Below are 17446 nucleotides of genomic sequence, written 5' to 3'. Positions count from 1 at the left end.
TTTGCGAGATTAAAACATTTCCGTGCTATTGCTACCCGATTTGATAAGCTTGCACGAAATTATCAGTCTATGATCTACATTGCTTGCATGTTTATTTGGTGCAAAGCCAAATGAGGACACGCCCTAGATCGCTTTCATAAACCAGAAAACGACTACTTTTTTGATTGATATTTGTACTCTAATTTTCTTGGCATTCATGCATTATCTGCGGATGAAGTACCTCGACTCCAAGAAGCTTTCGGAACCAAAGTGTAAATGCTAGCGAGATTTCATCGAGTGGTTAAGCAGCAAGGAACGCATTCTAACTCGATGTAGACTACTCAGATAAAGTCATTTTTTGTCTGACTATTGGCGCGAATACCAAACTTTATTTCACGTTGCTACGAATGATAGGATTTTAGAGCCCAGAGCCTCAGGAATTGTACGTTATGCTGAAGACTGTCTGATTCAGTCCTGTCTTTTTCATTTACCGAAGAATTTGCCCGAGGGTGCAGACATAAACTGATCTAATATATAAATCTGATATTTTTCTTCTTTGGTAAGATGAGTGTAATTCATGATGCAATTTTGACTTTAGTCAGTCGGAAACAGCATGCTAGCTCATCTTGCATCTTTCAATGATTTAATCTCTGTTGCACTTCATTTGAGATTCTAAGTTATTTATGTTTGTTCAGAAAATACAGCAGAACAAGGTTCTGTAGAAATGCTGTTGATTTGTTTCCTAAGCTTATAAATATCTTTATAACTCTCTAGAATGCTAGAGAAATATGTATACAGCACAATATTGAAAAATTCAAAGAAAGACTTTTATAAATTGCTTTGATGTCAAAAAACACCTGATCACGCGGCTTAAGAAGAAAATTTCTATTCATATTCTGATAAAGAAAATTTGAATTTACGGGTCATTAAAGATCAATCCAGTTTAAAGAATAAATAACCTGATTTGCTCCAGCAGTATATAGATTTTTCTGAGTCATATCGAAAAATAGGAACCAAAAATTATGCAGCATCGACTTCAATATTTTCCTATAAAAATCGCATTATCCTGTCTAATCGCTTGTCTGACTCAGATGCTTTATGCCGAAAATGCGGTAACAGAAGTACAAAAACTTGCACCGATTATTGTGCAGGCGACCCGTACTGACCGGGAGCGTTTAAGCACACCCGCTTCAGTGTATTATCTCAATCAGGAACAACAGAACAGCCTGAATGTGAATCTTTCGGAAACCTTAAAGGGTGTTCCAGGGTTACAGCTCAATAATCGTGAAAACTATGCCCAAGATTTGCAAATTTCAATGCGTGGCTTTGGTGCCCGTTCCAGTTTTGGGGTACGCGGCGTGCGTTTATATGTCGATGGAATTCCGGCGACCATGCCGGATGGGCAGGGGCAAACCTCGAATATTGACTTGAACAGTCTGGAGCATATTGAAGTTTTAGGCGGTGCATTTTCATCGCTATATGGTAATTCTTCCGGAGGGACAATTTTAACCACCACACGGGAAGGGCAAGGTGCTGATTCGATCGAACTGGGTCATTCTGCCGGCAGTCAACATAAAGGTCAGACCAAGCTGGTTTTGCAGGGCGGTTCAGAAAATGCCAATGAGCCGAGCTATATGATCAGTTCATCCTATTTTGATACTGACGGTTTTCGGGATCATAGCGGTGCGCATAAAGTCCTGAGTAATGCCAAGCTAACTTGGGATCTGGAGGACGGCTCTAAAATTAACTGGATTAATAATTACGTTAAAATTGCTGCGGATGATCCCGGTGGTTTAACTCGCGAACAGTGGCAAGCCAATCCTAAACAGGTCGCTGCGAATGTCCTTTTATATAATGCACGTAAGGAAATTGAACAGCTGCAAACCGGGATAACCTGGAATAAACCGATCAATGATCAGCATGAACTCTACGGGATGGCCTATTGGGGACAACGGGCAGTGACCCAGTACCAGTCGATTCCTCGTACAGCGCAAGGTGGAGTCAATCATGCCGGTGGCGTGATTGATTTTGACCGTCATTTCTACGGCACTGACCTGCGCTGGACAGGTAAAGATATTTTGCCAAATACTAAATTGATTGCTGGTGTTGCGATTGATGCGATGACCGAAGACCGTAAAGGCTATCAAAACTTTTTAGGTGATCGCTTGGGGGTTAAAGGTGAACTGCGTCGAGATGAAGATAATACCCTATGGAATTTAGATCCGTATTTGCAAGCTTCTTATCACTTTGCTCCCGATTGGACTTTAGATGCAGGGCTACGTTATAGCAATGTACATTTCAAGTCTACAGACAAGTTTCTGGCGAATGGCGATAATTCAGGTAAAACCGATTATCATAAATTCTTGCCTTCAGCTGCGTTAAGCTGGCAGATTTTACCTGAGCTGATGACTTATGTCAGTTATGCACAAGGCTTTGAAACGCCGACCTTTACTGAAATGTCTTATCCTGCAAATACTGCAGAAAACCGCAGCTTTAGTTTAAAAGCAGCAGAAAGTGAAAGCTATGAAGTGGGTTTGAAATCTGCTAATGCTTGGGGGGATTTCACCGTAGCCGCCTTTCGGACCAGAACCGAAAATGATATTGTTTCTGCGGGAAATGAGGGTGGGCGCGCTACCTTCCGTAATGCAGATAAAACCTTAAGAGAAGGTGTAGAACTTTCCTGGAACAAAAACCTGTGGCGAGATCTGACAGCACAAGCCAGCTATAGCTATATTGATGCCACTTTTGATGCAGATATTCCTGAACTTCGGAATGATGAAGGAGAGGTTGTAGTATCTAGAGTAGCATCGGGGAACTATATTCCGGGGATTGCCAAAAATCAGGCATTTTTAAGTCTAGGCTGGAAGCCTGAAAATGGTTTAAGGGCTGGCTTTGATGTGCGTTACTCCGACAAGATTTATGTGAATGACTTAAATTCTGATACTGCACCAAGCTACACAGTCGCTGGTGCAAATATTGGCTATCACTGGAAAATGCAGGATTGGGCAGTGAATACTTTTGCACGGGTGGACAATCTGTTGGATAAAGACTATTCGGGTTCAGTCATCGTCAATGAAAGTAATGGTCGTTTCTATGAACCGGCAGAAGGGCGTCATTGGAGTGCGGGGGTGAGTATGACAAAAGTATTTTAATTCAAAGCATTAAAAGTTACTTTATTTTTATGTGTCTAGAAAATAAAAAAACGACAGGTGATTGGTATATTTTGAAATCTGGGTCAAAATATATAAAACTTGCCATTCGCATATTGATTATTTTAATAAGTCCATTTTTTACTGACCTGAAATAAATAAACTAATCACTAACAGTCTTTGCTTAACTTAATAAACGCTTTATATATTGCTTAAAAAAACAACTCAAACATTACACTGTTTTTAATCTAATTCACCTATTTTATAAAGGCAAAATTAATCAATAAAACCTTAAAAGGATGCCATTATGAAAGCTATTTTAATGAAGAAGATGATTCAGTGTGCTGCAGTCAGTGGTGTATTGGTTTTTGCTGCAGGCCAAACTATGGCAATGAATCAACAATCTAAGAATACTGCTCAACAGCATTCCCAAGTGTCGAATGACAGTCGTGTGACTTTAACTGACAGTCAGGTGATTAAGGTATTAAGTACAGCGAACAACGGTGAGATTAAGCAGGCAAAAACAGCCCTGCCTAAACTGAAGACAGATGAAGCCCGCAAGTATGCCCAAATGATGATTAATGATCATTCAGCAAATGAGAAAAAAGCTCAAGCCTTGGCAAATCGTTTAAATTTAACGCCACAAACCAGCACTCTCAGTACTGGATTGCAAAATGATAGTGATAAGGTGGTGGCCAAACTGAGTCAGTCATCCGTAACAGATAAGGACTATATGATGAGTCAAGTTGAAGTCCATCGTAAAGTGGTGACAATGCTCGACAAGCAGTTGATTCCAAATGCTAAAAATATAGAGTTAAAGAATATGCTGACGCAAACCCGTACTGCGGTTGCTGCACATTTGAAGAAAGCTGAACAAATCGTTGAAAAGATGAAATAATTTAATAATCATTCAATAAAAAAACCGCCATTAATGGCGGTTTTTTTATTCATAATATTTAATTAAAGTAGAGAAGAAGTAAGTAAATAGAAAATCTTTTTATTTCAATAGTCATTTGAAATATAGTATTTTTTCTATAGTGGAATGCTTATAATTTAACATGTAAATAACACGTAAAAAGAGATAATAATGCAAGGATCTATTTTAGATTATTCAGTGCAGCATAATACCGGTATTATTAGTGGGGATGATCAGAATCGTTATCAATTTACTGGTAGTGAATGGAGAGGCCAAGCGCTACCAGCACGTGGACAACGTGTAGATTTTGAGGTGTTAGGGCAGGGACAAGCCAAAGACGTTTATTTAGTATCGGCTCCTAATCCCTTTACCAATCAAGTCGGGCAAAAAAATCGAATTGTTGCGGCATTGCTCGCATTTTTCTTGGGTGGATTTGGTATACATAAGTTTTATCTAGGTCGTATCGGTTGGGGAATTGTCTATCTAATTTTCTTCTGGACATTTATTCCGGCAATCATTGCATTTATTGAGTTTATTATGTACCTATGTACTTCCGATGAAGATTTTGCACGAAAGTATGGTTAAGTTTTCATTGAGAGAAAGGGCGATATCGCCCTTTCTTTTTGGTCAAGTTATTTGGCAGGCTGCCCCCATTCATTGGTTTCTTGTTTGGTCTCTGTTGCTAGCCAGATAATTAATAAAATACTGCCAATAAGCGGGATAAATGCAATTAAAAGCCACCAACCGGATTTATTAATATCATGTAAACGACGTATCGTTACTGCTAAGCCTGGAATAAATAACGCTAAAACTACTAAGGCATAAAGTACAAACTCAGTTCCAATGACTGCATCAATAATTTGAGCAATAATTAATAAAATAAATTGGACTAAGGTAAAAAACCAGAATTCTTTACGACGAGCACGCCCTATAAACGTCGCATAACTTTTTAAACACTTTACAAACCAATCAATCATATTGAATTGTTCTTCAGCTTTATTCTGATCAGAAATTTTGTCTAATTGCTTGGAAATATTTTGTACAGGATTGCTGTGACCTAATGCTGTAAAAATTTGAATGGCATTCCCTGTAGGATCGATATCGAAATCGACTTGATCTCCACGAGCAGGCGGATGCTGTCCACGCCATTCTGCACCGGTGAAATTGTACCGATTTTGGTCGTCGCCACTAATCACACCAGCATTATGCTGCACTGAATAATCTAAAATAACCCCTTTCATTTTTACCCTCTTTCTTTGTGTTTAAATTTATAAATTGTTTTTAAATTCATGTGGATAATATCATAATAGTATATTTAGGCACTTATTTTTTATAATATTTTTAATGTAGATGGTCGGTTTTTTTATGCATTGAATAGGCTATATTTCATATAAAAAATCCCGCTACTGGGGCGGGATTTCACTAAACTTTTTCTTTTTGACTTACCAGCTTAAAGCACCGCCGGTCTGATAATCCGTAACACGCGTCTCAAAGAAATTCTTCTCTTTACGCAAGTCCATCATCTCCGACATCCACTGGAACGGGTTATTCACACCAGCGAACTGTTCAGGCAAACCCAACTGCGCTAGACGACGGTTGGCAATAAACTTCAGATATTCTTCCATCATGCCCGCATTCATACCCAATACACCACGTGGCATCGTGTCACGTGCATATTCGATTTCCAGCATTGTGCCTTCAAGAATCATCTGAATGATTTCTTCCTGGAACTCGGTTGTCCATAGACCCGGGTTTTCGATCTTGATCTGGTTAATCATATCAATACCGAAGTTCAGGTGCATGGATTCATCACGCAAAATGTACTGGAATTGCTCGGCAACACCATTCATCTTGTTACGCCGGCCCATCGACAGGATCTGGCTGAAACCGCAGTAGAAGAAAATCCCTTCAAGTACACAGTAGAACGCGATCAGGTTGCGCAGCAGGATTTGATCATTTTCAGGTGTACCGGTTTTGAAAGTAGGATCACTTAAAGACTGGGTGTATTTCAGACCCCACGCTGCTTTACGTGCCACTGACGGAACTTCGCGGTACATGTTGAAGACTTCGCCTTCATCCATACCGAGCGATTCGATACAATACTGGTAAGCGTGTGTATGAATCGCTTCTTCAAATGCCTGACGCAAGATGTATTGACGGCATTCAGGGTTGGTAATGTGACGGTAAATCGCCAATACCAAGTTGTTTGCAACCAGTGAATCGGCAGTCGAGAAGAAACCGAGTGAACGCATGACAATGGTACGTTCATCTTCAGTCAGGCCGTTTTCAGATTTCCAAAGTGCGATGTCATGGTTCATGTTGACTTCTTGCGGCATCCAGTGGTTGGCACAACCGTCTAGATATTTTTGCCAAGCCCATTCGTATTTGAACGGAACAAGCTGGTTCAAGTCGGCACGACAGTTGATCATCGCCTTGTCGTCAACCTGTACACGCTGTGCACCCATTTCAAGCTCTTCCAGACCTGGAGCAACATCAAGTTGTTCTAGGGAAGCAGATGCTCTTGCCAGCGAATCGGTTGGATTTGATCCTCGGTTTTGAGTGGCTCTAAGGGGTTGTGCAGTTGCCACATCCGGCGATGCGTTGCCTGCATCAGATACCATCTGTGAATTAGTCGCTTTTTGCGGCTCGACGGGCGCAGGCTGCTGTTCAGGAGCAGCCGGTTTTTGCGAATCATCTTCGAAATCGTCCCAACTTAGGATAGACATATCAATTCTCTCTACGTTGCTTTATATCTTTTATGAGACATTCAGCTTGGCTGAGATGTCTTACTATACGCTTAATTTGTGTAAGCAAAATTAAGTTTTGTCGATGAATGCTGTGAATTTATACAGCAGCACTATCCTCACTACTTATTTTGCTTACGCTGCTGGCGTAGTTTGAACCAGAAATAAGCAAGTGGTGCGTAAAAGGTAATAGCAAAGGAGATCAGCAATGCCGCAAGTCCTAACATGTAGTTGTGGGTCATATGGGGCATTGAGGTTTCCTTTTACTTTTAGTTTGTGAATCCTAGCCGAAACTAGGATTCACGTTTAAATCATTTTTTAGATGATTTACTAGGCTTGATTGTTTCAGTAACTGTAGTTTTAGGATGCTTTTTTGCATAGCCTTCAGTTACGAAACGACCAGTTCCTGCATCACGAGAAACTTTTTTCGTAGCCATAGAGATAATCTCCATTACAAATTCAAGATGACTCTTACTGGCTCGTTTCTCGAATCGATGATACAATCCGTTCACGCATTTTGTGATGCCAGCCTCGTTGTGACCATCTTGGTATCACTTCGAGATTGAAAGCCTTCTAGTTAGTTTTGACGGACGCTAGAGGGCTTTTTTATTGCCTGAATTTCGTAATCCCCCTAAGTCCCCCTTTGAAAAGGGGGATTTTCTCCCTCCTTTATTAAAGGAGGGTCGGGGAGGATTTAAAACCTGTCAGATTACTGACAAGCCTCACAATCAGGATTGTCAATTGAACATGCCATTGGCACTGGTGCTGCTTGCGCAAAACCATCTTCCTCTGCAGGAACTTCAGGTTTTTTCGCTTCAACCACCGGAGCGGCTGCTGCAACAGGTGCTGCAGTTGCAGTCGCTTTAACCGCATTTAGTGCGCCAGTGTTAATGGTCGATTTCTCAGCAGACGTCGCACCCAATGCACGTAGGTAATACGTCGTTTTAAGACCACGTAACCAAGCCATCTTGTAAGTGATGTCCAGTTTTTTACCATTTGCACCAGCGATGTAAAGGTTCAGAGACTGAGCCTGATCGATCCATTTTTGACGGCGTGATGCAGCATCTACGATCCAACGTGTATCTACTTCAAACGCAGTCGCGAAGATGGCTTTAAGCTCTTCAGGAATACGGGAAATCTTCTGTACAGAGCCTTCGAAATGTTTCAGGTCGTTGACCATTACTGCATCCCAAAGGTCACGTTCTTTCAACGCACGTACCAGGTACGGGTTAATCACGGTGAACTCGCCAGACAGATTCGATTTCACATACAAGTTCTGGAAAGTAGGCTCAATCGATTGAGACACGCCACAAATGTTAGAAATCGTTGCAGTTGGCGCAATCGCCATCACGTTTGAGTTACGCATACCGTCTTTTTGAACTTTGGCACGTAAAGTGTCCCAATCCAAACGTTGAGTGCGGTCAACTTCGAACATACGTTCAGGACGTGTTTTTGCAACCAGATCCAGTGAGTCGATTGGTAAAATACCCTGATCCCACAATGAACCTTTAAATGTCTCATAGGTACCACGTTCAACAGCCAAATCACTTGAAGTTGAAATCGCGTAGTACGAAATCACTTCCATTGATTCATCAGCAAACTCAACCGCAGCATCAGAACCATACGCCAGGTTCATTTCGTATAAAGCATCCTGGAAGCCCATGATACCCATACCGACTGGACGATGTTTCAGGTTTGAATTACGTGCTTGTGGAACAGCGTAGTAGTTGATGTCAATCACGTTGTCGAGCATACGCACAGCAGTTTTTACTGTACGTGCCAGTTTTTCGCGATCCAGTACACCGCCTTGCACGTGTTGAACCAGGTTGATCGAACCTAAGTTACACACCGCGATTTCTTCTTTGCTGGTGTTCAACGTAATTTCGGTACACAGGTTAGAAGAGTGCACTACACCTACGTGTTGCTGTGGTGAACGTAAGTTACATACGTCTTTGAATGTGATCCACGGGTGACCAGTTTCAAACAACATCGACAGCATTTTGCGCCACAAATCTTTTGCACGGATTTTCTTGTGCAGCATGTTTGTTTCTTTGGCAATACCTTCGTAGTAAGCATAACGCTCAGCGAATTCTGCACCGGTCAAATCATGTAGATCTGGGGTTTCAGAAGGTGTGAACAATGTCCATTCCGCATCTTCGAATACACGTTGCATGAACAGGTCAGGAACCCAGTTCGCTGTGTTCATGTCGTGGGTACGACGACGGTCATCACCAGTGTTTTTACGAAGTTCCAGGAATTCTTCAATGTCCAGGTGCCAGGTTTCAAGATATGCACAAACTGCACCTTTACGCTTGCCACCTTGGTTGACCGCAACAGCCGTATCGTTCGCGACTTTAAGGAATGGAACTACACCTTGCGACTTACCATTGGTACCTTTGATGTAAGAGTTTAAAGCACGCACTGGTGTCCAGTCGTTACCCAAACCGCCTGCCCATTTAGACAGCATGGCGTTATCACGCATTGCGCCATAAATATCATACAGGTCATCATCAATGGTGGTTAAGTAGCAGCTCGACAATTGTGGACGAAGCGTACCTGAGTTAAACAGGGTAGGCGTCGATGCCATATAGTCGAAGCTAGACAACAAGTTATAGAACTCGATGGCACGTTCTTCACGGTTTTCTTCATTGAGCGACAAGCCCATAGAAACACGCATAAAGAACAATTGCGGCAATTCGAAACGTACGCCATCGGAATGGATGAAGTAGCGGTCAAATAAAGTCTGTAGACCTAGGTAGGTAAACTGGTTTGAGCGTTCTGGTTGAATCGCCGCTGCCAGTTTCGCCATATCAAAGTTAAGCAGTTCTGGTGAAATAAGCTCAAGCTCAATCCCTTTTTTCAGGAAAGTTTCAAGTGCTTCACCTTCATGCGTATCCGTAGGCAGACCCAGGAATTTCAAACCAGTCGCCACCAGATCATCACGCAACAAACGTGCGGTCACATAGGTGTAGTTCGGCTCTTGCTCGATCCGGGTACGGGTCGCCATCATCATAGTGGTGGAGATGTCAGACTCTTTTACACCGTTGTACAGGTTTTTCACGGTCTCATCGACAATGGCTTGTACATCAATTCCTTCAAGGCCTTCTGCTGCTTTAGTAACATGCGCAGTTAAAGCACTTAAATCAAGTGGCTTAAGTTGGCCTTCAGCATCGGTAATTTGCAGGGTCGGATGATGGTGTGCACCTAATTGTTTACGTGCTTCAGAACGTTGTTCACGGTAAATGACATAAGAGCGTGCAACTTTCTGTTCGCCCGTACGCATTAGCGCAAGTTCAACTTGGTCTTGAATTTCTTCGATATGAATCGTTCCGCCAGAAGGTAAACGACGTTTAAAGGTATTCAGTACCATTTCCGTCAGTTGCTCGATACGATCATGGATTCGGCTCGAGTCAGCGCTTTGCTGGCCTTCAACCGCCAAAAACGCTTTACCAATTGCGACAGAAATTTTTTCTGCATCAAAAGCGGCAACATCACCGGTGCGTTTAATCACCTGAAGTTGACCAGGAGTTGAAGTGATTACGCTCATGTTAGCATAGCTCCATTGTCATCTATTTTTATGTTTATGGACCGTTTGAACTGGGCAAGTTTCATGCACAGTGTTTGAGGAATAAACACAAGACCTAGTGGTTTTAAAATTAATTGAACACAAGATACGGGAAAATTTAGGGTAGATCAATATTGACATTTAGCTAAATATTTTTCTTAAGTTTTGCTTTAATCCTTGTAAAAATATCGCTATTTTTATTGATTTTTGTATAAGCCTTATCAGGCAAGGCATAGCATAACAAAGTCCCGAGAAAGTGCTTATAGATAACATTGTGGATAACTAAAAAGTGCTGAATCAAGCAGTCATATTTTGTTCATGTAATAGTTGTGTAAATCACAAATCAGATCTAAATCACTGTTTCAAGCATAGTTGCCCAAAAAATGCACGATAAAATATTACAAAATGCTATCTTGATGTATCAGTTTGGTGAACGCTATCTTGTTTACAATGTAAACGTGTGTATATTGCAAGCATATTAAAAACGTATCTATTGGATTTCAAAAGGATACGCCTATAGCGTAGATCCACCAAATAAGGGGCAATACATGAGCCAAGAAGAAAAGTTACCCAAGATTTTAATTGTTGAAGATGATGAGCGTCTTGCTCGTTTAACGCAAGAATACCTCATTCGTAATGGACTTGAGGTTGGGGTGGAGCCGGATGGTAACCGTGCCATTCGCCGGATTATCGCTGAGCAGCCAGATATGGTGGTGCTGGATGTGATGTTACCAGGAGCGGATGGTTTGACCATTTGTCGTGAAGTGCGCCCGCATTATCATCAACCGATCTTGATGTTGACTGCGCGTACTGAGGACATGGATCAGGTCTTGGGTCTGGAAATGGGTGCCGATGACTATGTCGCTAAACCGGTACAACCACGTGTATTGCTGGCACGTATTCGTGCATTACTGCGTCGTACGGACAAGGTGCCTGAAGATGAAGTGGCACAGCGTATCGAATTTGATGATCTGGTCATCGACAATGGTGGTCGTTCAGTTACTTTAAATGGTGATCTGGTTGATTTTACCAGTGCGGAATATGACCTGTTGTGGTTGCTTGCATCAAATGCTGGCCGTATTCTTTCCCGCGAAGATATTTTCGAGCGTTTACGTGGCATCGAATATGATGGTCAGGATCGTTCAATCGATGTGCGTATTTCGCGTATCCGTCCAAAAATTGGTGACGATCCAGAGAATCCGAAGCGTATTAAAACCGTGCGTAGTAAAGGTTATCTATTCGTTAAAGAAACTAATGGTATTTAAGCAAATGTACGTTGTTGCTTGAACGAGCGGGATAAACTATAGGTGTTTAAACACAGTATATTTTTGCGTATATACGCAGGACTCGTCATCCTTGTTGTGTTGGTGGCTGTGTTCGGCTATCTGTTGGTACAGATTATCAACTATCAGCGTGCGCAAGAATATCGTGAGTCTCTGACTGATGGTATGGCCTATATCATCAGTGAGGGTGTCGCGCGCCAGCCAAATCTTCAGCAAAAGATGGATTGGGTTTCCGATGCTTCTGATTTGCTGGAATTGCCAATTCACTATGTAGAAGCCAGTAAGGTGGATATCACCCGTGCTGAAGGTCGCCGTATTGCAGATCGTAAAGCCGTGGTGCGCTGGGATGCCAAAACCGGCATTGCCTATATTGTGGTGGGGCTGCGCGATGACCCGAATCATTACCTGTATATAAAGGCCGACAGTATTACCGAGCGCCAGATGAAGGCGCTGCCGGTCTTTATTCTGGATTATCTGGTCTATTATCCGGGTCAGGAAAAAGAATATCTGTCCGCTATTCAGGATCATTTTTCTTATCCGGTATCGATTGAAAACGTACAGAGCTTACCTTTAGATTCCGAGCAGATCGGGCGCTTGCGTCTTGATCACAGTATCATTTTGTATCGGGATAGTGCCTCAATCCGTGGCACCACCATTTCAATTATTTCGCCAATTCCAGGTTCGACCTCACAAGTCTTGGTGATGGGGCCGGTGCCATTGTTTAACTGGATGCCATTCCAGTTGGCCACCGGGATTACTTTATTGAGCCTGTTTGTGCTGAGTCTGGGGGTGTATGGTTTGCTGGTGCCGATGCAGCGCAAGTTGCGTGAAGTCAGCTATGCCTTAAACAAAATGAAAACCGGTAATATGTCATTGCGTCTTCCTGTAGAAGGAAGTGACGAAATGGCAACGCTGGCCTCTAGCTTTAATAATATGTCTGATCATATTCAGCGCCTGATTGAAGCCCAGCGTGAACTGATGCGTGCGGTGTCGCATGAACTGCGTACACCAGTAGCACGGATTCGTTTTGGTGTGGAAATGATGGCAGATGAAGATGATTACGATTATCGTCTGCAACAGGTCGAACAGATTGATAAAGATATTGAGGCGCTGAATACCCTGATTGACGAGATCATGACCTATGCCAAGCTAGAACAGGGCATGCCTTCGATCGAGTTTGAAAAGGTCAATCTGTTTGAAGTGCTGAATCAGGTAGCTCTGGAAACTGAAGCATTAAAAACCCAGAAAATCATTGAGCTACATTCAATGCCTGATGTGGTGGTTGAGGCAGAACGCCGTTATCTGCATCGCGTAATTCAGAATCTGGTCGGCAATGCGGTGCGTTATTGCGACAATAAGGTGCTGATCAGTGGTGGTCTGGATCAGGATGGTCAGGCCTATGTCTCTGTTGAAGATGATGGCCCGGGAATTCCGGAAGTGGATCGTGCCCGGGTCTTTGAAGCCTTTGCCCGACTGGATGACAGCCGTACCCGTGCTTCGGGTGGTTATGGTTTGGGTTTATCCATTGTTAGCCGGATTGCGTACTGGTTTGGTGGCAAGATTCATGTGGATCAAAGTCCGAGCTTGGGGGGTGCGCGCTTTATCATGAGCTGGCCTGCACAGCGTTATGTAAAGAAGAGCAAGCGCAAGTTGGCAGAAAAGACTGAGGAAATCAGTGATCATTCAGCTTGATGTTATATAAATGCTTTTGAGTTATAAAAAAACGATGCCTGAGCATCGTTTTTTTTATTGGGGAAGAATTTTATTCCTGAATGGTGGCATCCGGCTCAATCAATGGTTTGCCTTCTTTTAGGCCATGCAGGGCTTCAGGATTGAAGTCGATCATTAGCTTGGTATTTTTTCCATCAATGCTATAGCGCTGGATCAGCCTCTGATCACCAGATAAAGTTTCGACTTTGTATTCATCGGCAATATTCATGATGCCATCCAGATTAATGCTGGAAGAGGCATGATCCTCTTGAAACAGTGCATGGATATCGCGCAAGTCAAAAGCGACCTGACTTATATTGGGGTGTTTCTGAACATAATCTTGGATATGTCGCACCAGTAACTGGGCAAATAAAAAATAATTTGGCTTATGCGAGAAGCGTAGAGACATGCAAGGACTCCTTATTGTTACTTTATTAATGTCATTATGTGGCTTAGAAATACAAATAACATATTCTGAATCAGTCTGTTGGGTGTGTTGCAAAAAGATACAATTGCTTGCCTTGAGTGAGGCTGGGCTTAAAGTGCTTTAATCCAAGTTAAAATGTGGAAATCATGTTAAATATCAAATTAAATCAAAAGCTTTATCCGCTGAAAGTTATGGATAGAATAAGTTTTTGTCTGATTTTTCTTTGCTTTGGTCGTGAAAGGGGCTATATCTAAGCCAGAGGCCAAGCAAGAATGATCTGAAATGGATTTATTTTTCAGGAATACTGTTTATAGAAAAATTAATAGAAAATTAAAACTTAATCCAATAAAACGATTAAATCGGATGTTGAGAGATCAAACGCAAATTAAATGCTGAAATGCCTAAAAAATCATCCCAAAGACTAAGGCTTATAAACTAGCAAGTGAAATCCAAAATCAGGTACAATTGGCGGGATTAATTTTGTGTTTGGTGTATTTGAAGGCCAATACATACATTCTTTGTTAACAAATAGGCCTGCCAGGAGTTATCCCCGCATGAGTGCTATTACTCCATACGAATGGGCAATTATTGCCTTCGTGATCGGCGTTACATTTTTATGCGTCTTTATGCTGACCGTCCCATTACTCCTCGGGGGTAAATCATGGGGCCGTGCCAAGCAGGAGCAGTTTGAGTCAGGTGTTGTTGGTGCAGGTGGGGCTCGTATCCGCTTGTCTGCAAAGTTCTATTTAGTTGCAATTTTCTTCGTGGTGTTTGATTTAGAAGCACTTTATCTATATGCATGGGCGGTTTCTGTTCGTGAAGTAGGTTGGATTGGTTTTGCAACTGCAGCTATCTTTATTTTAGTTTTACTTGTTGGTTTGGTTTACGAATTATCCACAGGCGCACTCAACTGGGCACCTTCAGACAAACGTAAAGCCGCAGGAATTAAAGCTAAGATTGGTTCGCCAAATATGGATCTAGCAGAAATTACGCGCTTTAACTCAATTGAAGAATTGGTAATCGACCCTACAGGTCAAATCCCAGCTCAATCCTCTGGTCGTGTGAAAAGCTCACCGGCTAAATCATCTGATAAGGAGTAAGACGGGATGAAATATACATTAACCCGTGCGAATCCGGATGCTGATCAATATCCACTTCAAGAGCGTATCCTTGTAGAAGATCCGTTACTTGAAGAAGAAGTGAATAAGAATGTATTCATGACTCGTTTAGAGGATGTGGTACATACAGCAGTCAACTGGGGTCGTAAAAACTCAGTTTGGCCGTTTAACTTTGGTACATCATGCTGCTATGTAGAGTATGCGACGACCTTAACCGGTGTGCATGACTTGTCACGTTTTGGTGCCGAGGTGATTCGTGCTTCACCGCGTCAGGCGGATTTAATGATTGTGGCGGGTACCTGCTTTGTGAAAATGGCGCCTGTCATTCAACGTTTGTATGAACAGATGCTTGAACCGAAATGGGTCATTTCAATGGGGGCATGTGCCAACTCAGGTGGGATGTACGACATTTATTCAGTGGTACAAGGTGTGGATAAAATCATCCCGGTCGATGTTTATGTTCCCGGCTGCCCACCACGTCCTGAAGCTTTGATTCAGGCATTAATGCTGTTGCAAGACCAGATTCAACTCGAGCGTCGTCCGCTTTCTGCGGTGATCGGTGATGATCTTAAGCCAGTGTATAAGCCAAAGATGATGCCGGAACGTGACCGTAAGAAAGATCAGCGTGTTGCTGTGAAGAACTTGCGCTCTATGGATGAAATTAAATAATTTAAACGACTGGTCTTTTTTGCTGCACCCGCTATGGGTGTAATTGTCGTTTAGGTTGACTGAATTTGTATTAAATAGGAAGCCAAGCCAATGGCTGAAACTGACATTGCTATGCCAGAATCAACACCAGTTGATTCACGCCCAGCATTTGCCATCATTGAAGAACTCAAAACCAAATTTGGTGAGAACTTCTATGTGCAAACGACTTTCGAGGATTTCCCGACAGTCTGGGTTGAGCGCGCACGTGTACAAGAAGTTTTAATGTTCTTGCGTACAGTATCACGTCCTTACGTGATGTTGTTCGACTTGTCTGCGGTAGATGAGCGTCTGCGTACGCACCGCGACGGTTTACCTGCGTCTGACTTCACAGTGTTCTACCACTTGTTGTCGCTCGAGCGTAATACTGACATTCGTATTAAGGTTGCCTTAGCTGAAAGTGATCTGAATCTTCCGACGGCAACCAACATCTGGCCAAATGCCAACTGGTACGAACGTGAAGCTTACGATATGTTTGGGATCAATTTCGAAGGGCATCCAATGCTCCGTCGTATCTTGTTGCCAACCTATTGGGAAGGTCATCCGCTACGTAAAGAATATTCTGCACGTGCGACTGAATATACCCCGTATTTACAAGACAAGGCCAAGCAGGACTACGAACAGGAACATCTGCGTTTCGTGCCTGAAGATTGGGGTATGAAGCGCGGTAATGCCGATGAAGACTTCATGTTCCTGAACTTGGGGCCTAACCATCCATCTGCGCACGGTGCATTCCGTGTGATTTTGCAGCTGGACGGCGAAGAAGTGAAAGACTGTGTGCCTGATATCGGTTATCACCACCGTGGTGTGGAAAAGATGGCTGAACGTCAAACCTGGCATTCATTCATTCCGTATACAGACCGTGTCGACTACTTGGGTGGTTGTGCACAAAACATGCCTTATGTGATGGGCGTGGAGCAAATGGCGGGCATTACTGTACCGGACCGTGCGCAATGTATCCGTGTGATGATGTCGGAATTGTTCCGTATCAATAACCACTTGTTGTTTATTGGTACTGCAATTCAGGATGCCGGCGGTATGACCCCAGTATTTTATATGTTCGCTGACCGTCAAAAGATTTATGACGCGATTGAAGCGATCACGGGTTACCGTATGCACCCAGCTTGGTTCCGTATTGGCGGTACTGCGCACGACCTTCCAAACAACTGGCAGCACCTCATTCGCGAAATCCTCGACTGGATGCCGAAGCGTATGAATGAATACTACACAGCTGCATTACGCAACTCTGTATTCATGGGTCGTACCCAAGGTGTAGCGCAATATGACGCTAAATCTGCATTGGCTTGGGGTGTAACCGGTACTGGTCTTCGTGCAACAGGTATTGACTTTGACGTTCGTAAATATCGTCCGTATAGCGGCTACGAAAATTACGATTTTGAGGTTCCTTTAGAGTACGAAGGCGATGCTTATGCACGTGTCATGGTTCACTTCCGTGAAATCGAAGAATCACTGAAAATCGTCAAGCAATGTCTAGACAACATGCCGTCTGGTGCGTACAAAGCAGACCATCCACTGGCTGTTCCACCACCAAAAGACAAGACATTACAAGATATTGAAACCTTGATTACGCACTTCTTAAGCGTATCTTGGGGTCCTGTAATGCCGGCGGGTGAAGCATCTGTGATGGCGGAAGTGGTGAAAGGTGCGTCGAACTACTACTTGACTTCAGACAAGTCAACCATGAGTTACCGTACCCGTATTCGTACACCAACCTTCACGCATTTACAGCAAATGCCTTCTGTGATTAACGGCAGCCTCATGTCTGACTTAATCATTTATTTAGCGACCATTGACGTCGTAATGGCTGACGTGGATCGCTAAGGGGTAAA

General features: G+C 42.9%; 14 protein-coding genes and 1 pseudogene. 9 read left to right on the top strand and 6 right to left on the bottom strand.

What is annotated here, in order from left to right; translation table 11 throughout:
- From FTU95_RS13605 to FTU95_RS13590, 4 genes and pseudogenes are all read left to right on the top strand, one after another.
- Positions 1 to 114, top strand: a pseudogene (locus tag FTU95_RS13605) (IS5/IS1182 family transposase); the annotation flags it as partial.
- A gap of 887 nt (positions 115 to 1001) precedes the next feature.
- Positions 1002 to 3131: a TonB-dependent receptor gene (locus FTU95_RS13600; RefSeq protein WP_180078800.1), complete on the top strand. Its 2130-nt coding sequence runs from the start codon at positions 1002 to 1004 to the stop codon at positions 3129 to 3131.
- 304 nt (positions 3132 to 3435) lie between these two features.
- Complete coding sequence (locus tag FTU95_RS13595) at positions 3436 to 4026, top strand: DUF4142 domain-containing protein (RefSeq protein ID WP_005169595.1); 591 nt, start codon at positions 3436 to 3438, stop codon at positions 4024 to 4026.
- A 189-nt stretch (positions 4027 to 4215) separates the two neighbouring features.
- Positions 4216 to 4629, top strand: a complete 414-nt coding sequence (locus FTU95_RS13590; protein WP_005169598.1) for a TM2 domain-containing protein — start codon at positions 4216 to 4218, stop codon at positions 4627 to 4629.
- 47 nt (positions 4630 to 4676) lie between these two features.
- Here FTU95_RS13590 and FTU95_RS13585 read toward each other — a convergent pair whose 3' ends face one another.
- From FTU95_RS13585 to FTU95_RS13575, 5 genes are all read right to left on the bottom strand, one after another.
- Positions 4677 to 5285: a DUF805 domain-containing protein gene (locus tag FTU95_RS13585; protein WP_180078798.1), complete on the bottom strand. Its 609-nt coding sequence runs from the start codon at positions 5283 to 5285 to the stop codon at positions 4677 to 4679.
- A gap of 201 nt (positions 5286 to 5486) precedes the next feature.
- Positions 5487 to 6770 (bottom strand): ribonucleotide-diphosphate reductase subunit beta, encoded by a 1284-nt coding sequence (locus FTU95_RS13580; RefSeq protein ID WP_005169603.1) that lies wholly within the window; start codon positions 6768 to 6770, stop codon positions 5487 to 5489.
- Between the two features lie 140 nt (positions 6771 to 6910).
- Entirely contained in the window at positions 6911 to 7039 is a 129-nt protein-coding gene (locus FTU95_RS15180; RefSeq protein ID WP_005169615.1) for a hypothetical protein, read from the bottom strand.
- A gap of 60 nt (positions 7040 to 7099) precedes the next feature.
- Positions 7100 to 7225 (bottom strand): hypothetical protein, encoded by a 126-nt coding sequence (locus FTU95_RS15070; protein WP_004732081.1) that lies wholly within the window; start codon positions 7223 to 7225, stop codon positions 7100 to 7102.
- A gap of 272 nt (positions 7226 to 7497) precedes the next feature.
- Positions 7498 to 10335 carry a ribonucleoside-diphosphate reductase subunit alpha gene (locus FTU95_RS13575; protein ID WP_180078796.1) on the bottom strand — a complete coding sequence of 946 codons (2838 nt, stop codon included), beginning with the start codon at positions 10333 to 10335 and terminating at the stop codon, positions 7498 to 7500.
- Positions 10336 to 10901: 566 nt separating this feature from the next.
- On the opposite strand from FTU95_RS13575, the gene bfmR reads away from it, so the two are divergent.
- Together bfmR and bfmS are read left to right on the top strand one after the other, a co-directional pair.
- Entirely contained in the window at positions 10902 to 11618 is a 717-nt protein-coding gene (gene bfmR, locus FTU95_RS13570) for a response regulator transcription factor BfmR (protein ID WP_005097931.1), read from the top strand.
- A gap of 42 nt (positions 11619 to 11660) precedes the next feature.
- Positions 11661 to 13328 carry a sensor histidine kinase BfmS gene (bfmS, locus tag FTU95_RS13565; RefSeq protein ID WP_005097929.1) on the top strand — a complete coding sequence of 556 codons (1668 nt, stop codon included), beginning with the start codon at positions 11661 to 11663 and terminating at the stop codon, positions 13326 to 13328.
- A 70-nt stretch (positions 13329 to 13398) separates the two neighbouring features.
- On the opposite strand, the gene FTU95_RS13560 is transcribed toward bfmS, so the two are convergent.
- A complete protein-coding gene (locus FTU95_RS13560; protein ID WP_100329152.1) occupies positions 13399 to 13755 on the bottom strand; it encodes a hypothetical protein in 357 nt (118 codons plus the stop codon).
- A 572-nt stretch (positions 13756 to 14327) separates the two neighbouring features.
- Here FTU95_RS13560 and ndhC point away from each other — a divergent pair.
- From ndhC to nuoC, 3 genes are all read left to right on the top strand, one after another.
- Positions 14328 to 14873 carry an NADH-quinone oxidoreductase subunit A gene (ndhC, locus tag FTU95_RS13555; RefSeq protein ID WP_005097926.1) on the top strand — a complete coding sequence of 182 codons (546 nt, stop codon included), beginning with the start codon at positions 14328 to 14330 and terminating at the stop codon, positions 14871 to 14873.
- A gap of 6 nt (positions 14874 to 14879) precedes the next feature.
- Positions 14880 to 15560: an NADH-quinone oxidoreductase subunit B family protein gene (locus FTU95_RS13550; RefSeq protein ID WP_005097925.1), complete on the top strand. Its 681-nt coding sequence runs from the start codon at positions 14880 to 14882 to the stop codon at positions 15558 to 15560.
- 90 nt (positions 15561 to 15650) lie between these two features.
- On the top strand, positions 15651 to 17438 hold the full coding sequence (gene nuoC, locus FTU95_RS13545) for an NADH-quinone oxidoreductase subunit C/D (RefSeq protein WP_005097924.1): 1788 nt from the start codon (positions 15651 to 15653) through the stop codon (positions 17436 to 17438).
- Positions 17439 to 17446 lie beyond the last annotated feature (8 nt).

The organism is Acinetobacter sp. YH12208 (genome assembly GCF_013418055.1).
GTDB classification, from domain to species: domain Bacteria; phylum Pseudomonadota; class Gammaproteobacteria; order Pseudomonadales; family Moraxellaceae; genus Acinetobacter; species Acinetobacter pseudolwoffii.
The sequence above is the reverse complement of the archived record's forward strand: the minus strand, read 5'-3'. Positions and strand labels throughout refer to the sequence as shown.

Bases quoted from the DNA above. Each gene is read 5' to 3' on its own strand.
- FTU95_RS13585 (WP_180078798.1), bottom strand. From the start codon at position 5,285: ATGAAAGGGGTTATTTTAGATTATTCAGTGCAGCATAATGCTGGTGTG.
- FTU95_RS13550 (WP_005097925.1), top strand. From the start codon at position 14,880: ATGAAATATACATTAACCCGTGCGAATCCGGATGCTGATCAATATCCA.
- bfmR (WP_005097931.1), top strand. From the start codon at position 10,902: ATGAGCCAAGAAGAAAAGTTACCCAAGATTTTAATTGTTGAAGATGAT.
- FTU95_RS15180 (WP_005169615.1), bottom strand. From the start codon at position 7,039: ATGCCCCATATGACCCACAACTACATGTTAGGACTTGCGGCATTGCTG.
- FTU95_RS13560 (WP_100329152.1), bottom strand. From the start codon at position 13,755: ATGTCTCTACGCTTCTCGCATAAGCCAAATTATTTTTTATTTGCCCAG.
- FTU95_RS15070 (WP_004732081.1), bottom strand. From the start codon at position 7,225: ATGGCTACGAAAAAAGTTTCTCGTGATGCAGGAACTGGTCGTTTCGTA.
- FTU95_RS13595 (WP_005169595.1), top strand. From the start codon at position 3,436: ATGAAAGCTATTTTAATGAAGAAGATGATTCAGTGTGCTGCAGTCAGT.
- nuoC (WP_005097924.1), top strand. From the start codon at position 15,651: ATGGCTGAAACTGACATTGCTATGCCAGAATCAACACCAGTTGATTCA.
- FTU95_RS13590 (WP_005169598.1), top strand. From the start codon at position 4,216: ATGCAAGGATCTATTTTAGATTATTCAGTGCAGCATAATACCGGTATT.
- ndhC (WP_005097926.1), top strand. From the start codon at position 14,328: ATGAGTGCTATTACTCCATACGAATGGGCAATTATTGCCTTCGTGATC.
- FTU95_RS13575 (WP_180078796.1), bottom strand. From the start codon at position 10,335: ATGAGCGTAATCACTTCAACTCCTGGTCAACTTCAGGTGATTAAACGC.
- FTU95_RS13580 (WP_005169603.1), bottom strand. From the start codon at position 6,770: ATGTCTATCCTAAGTTGGGACGATTTCGAAGATGATTCGCAAAAACCG.
- FTU95_RS13600 (WP_180078800.1), top strand. From the start codon at position 1,002: ATGCAGCATCGACTTCAATATTTTCCTATAAAAATCGCATTATCCTGT.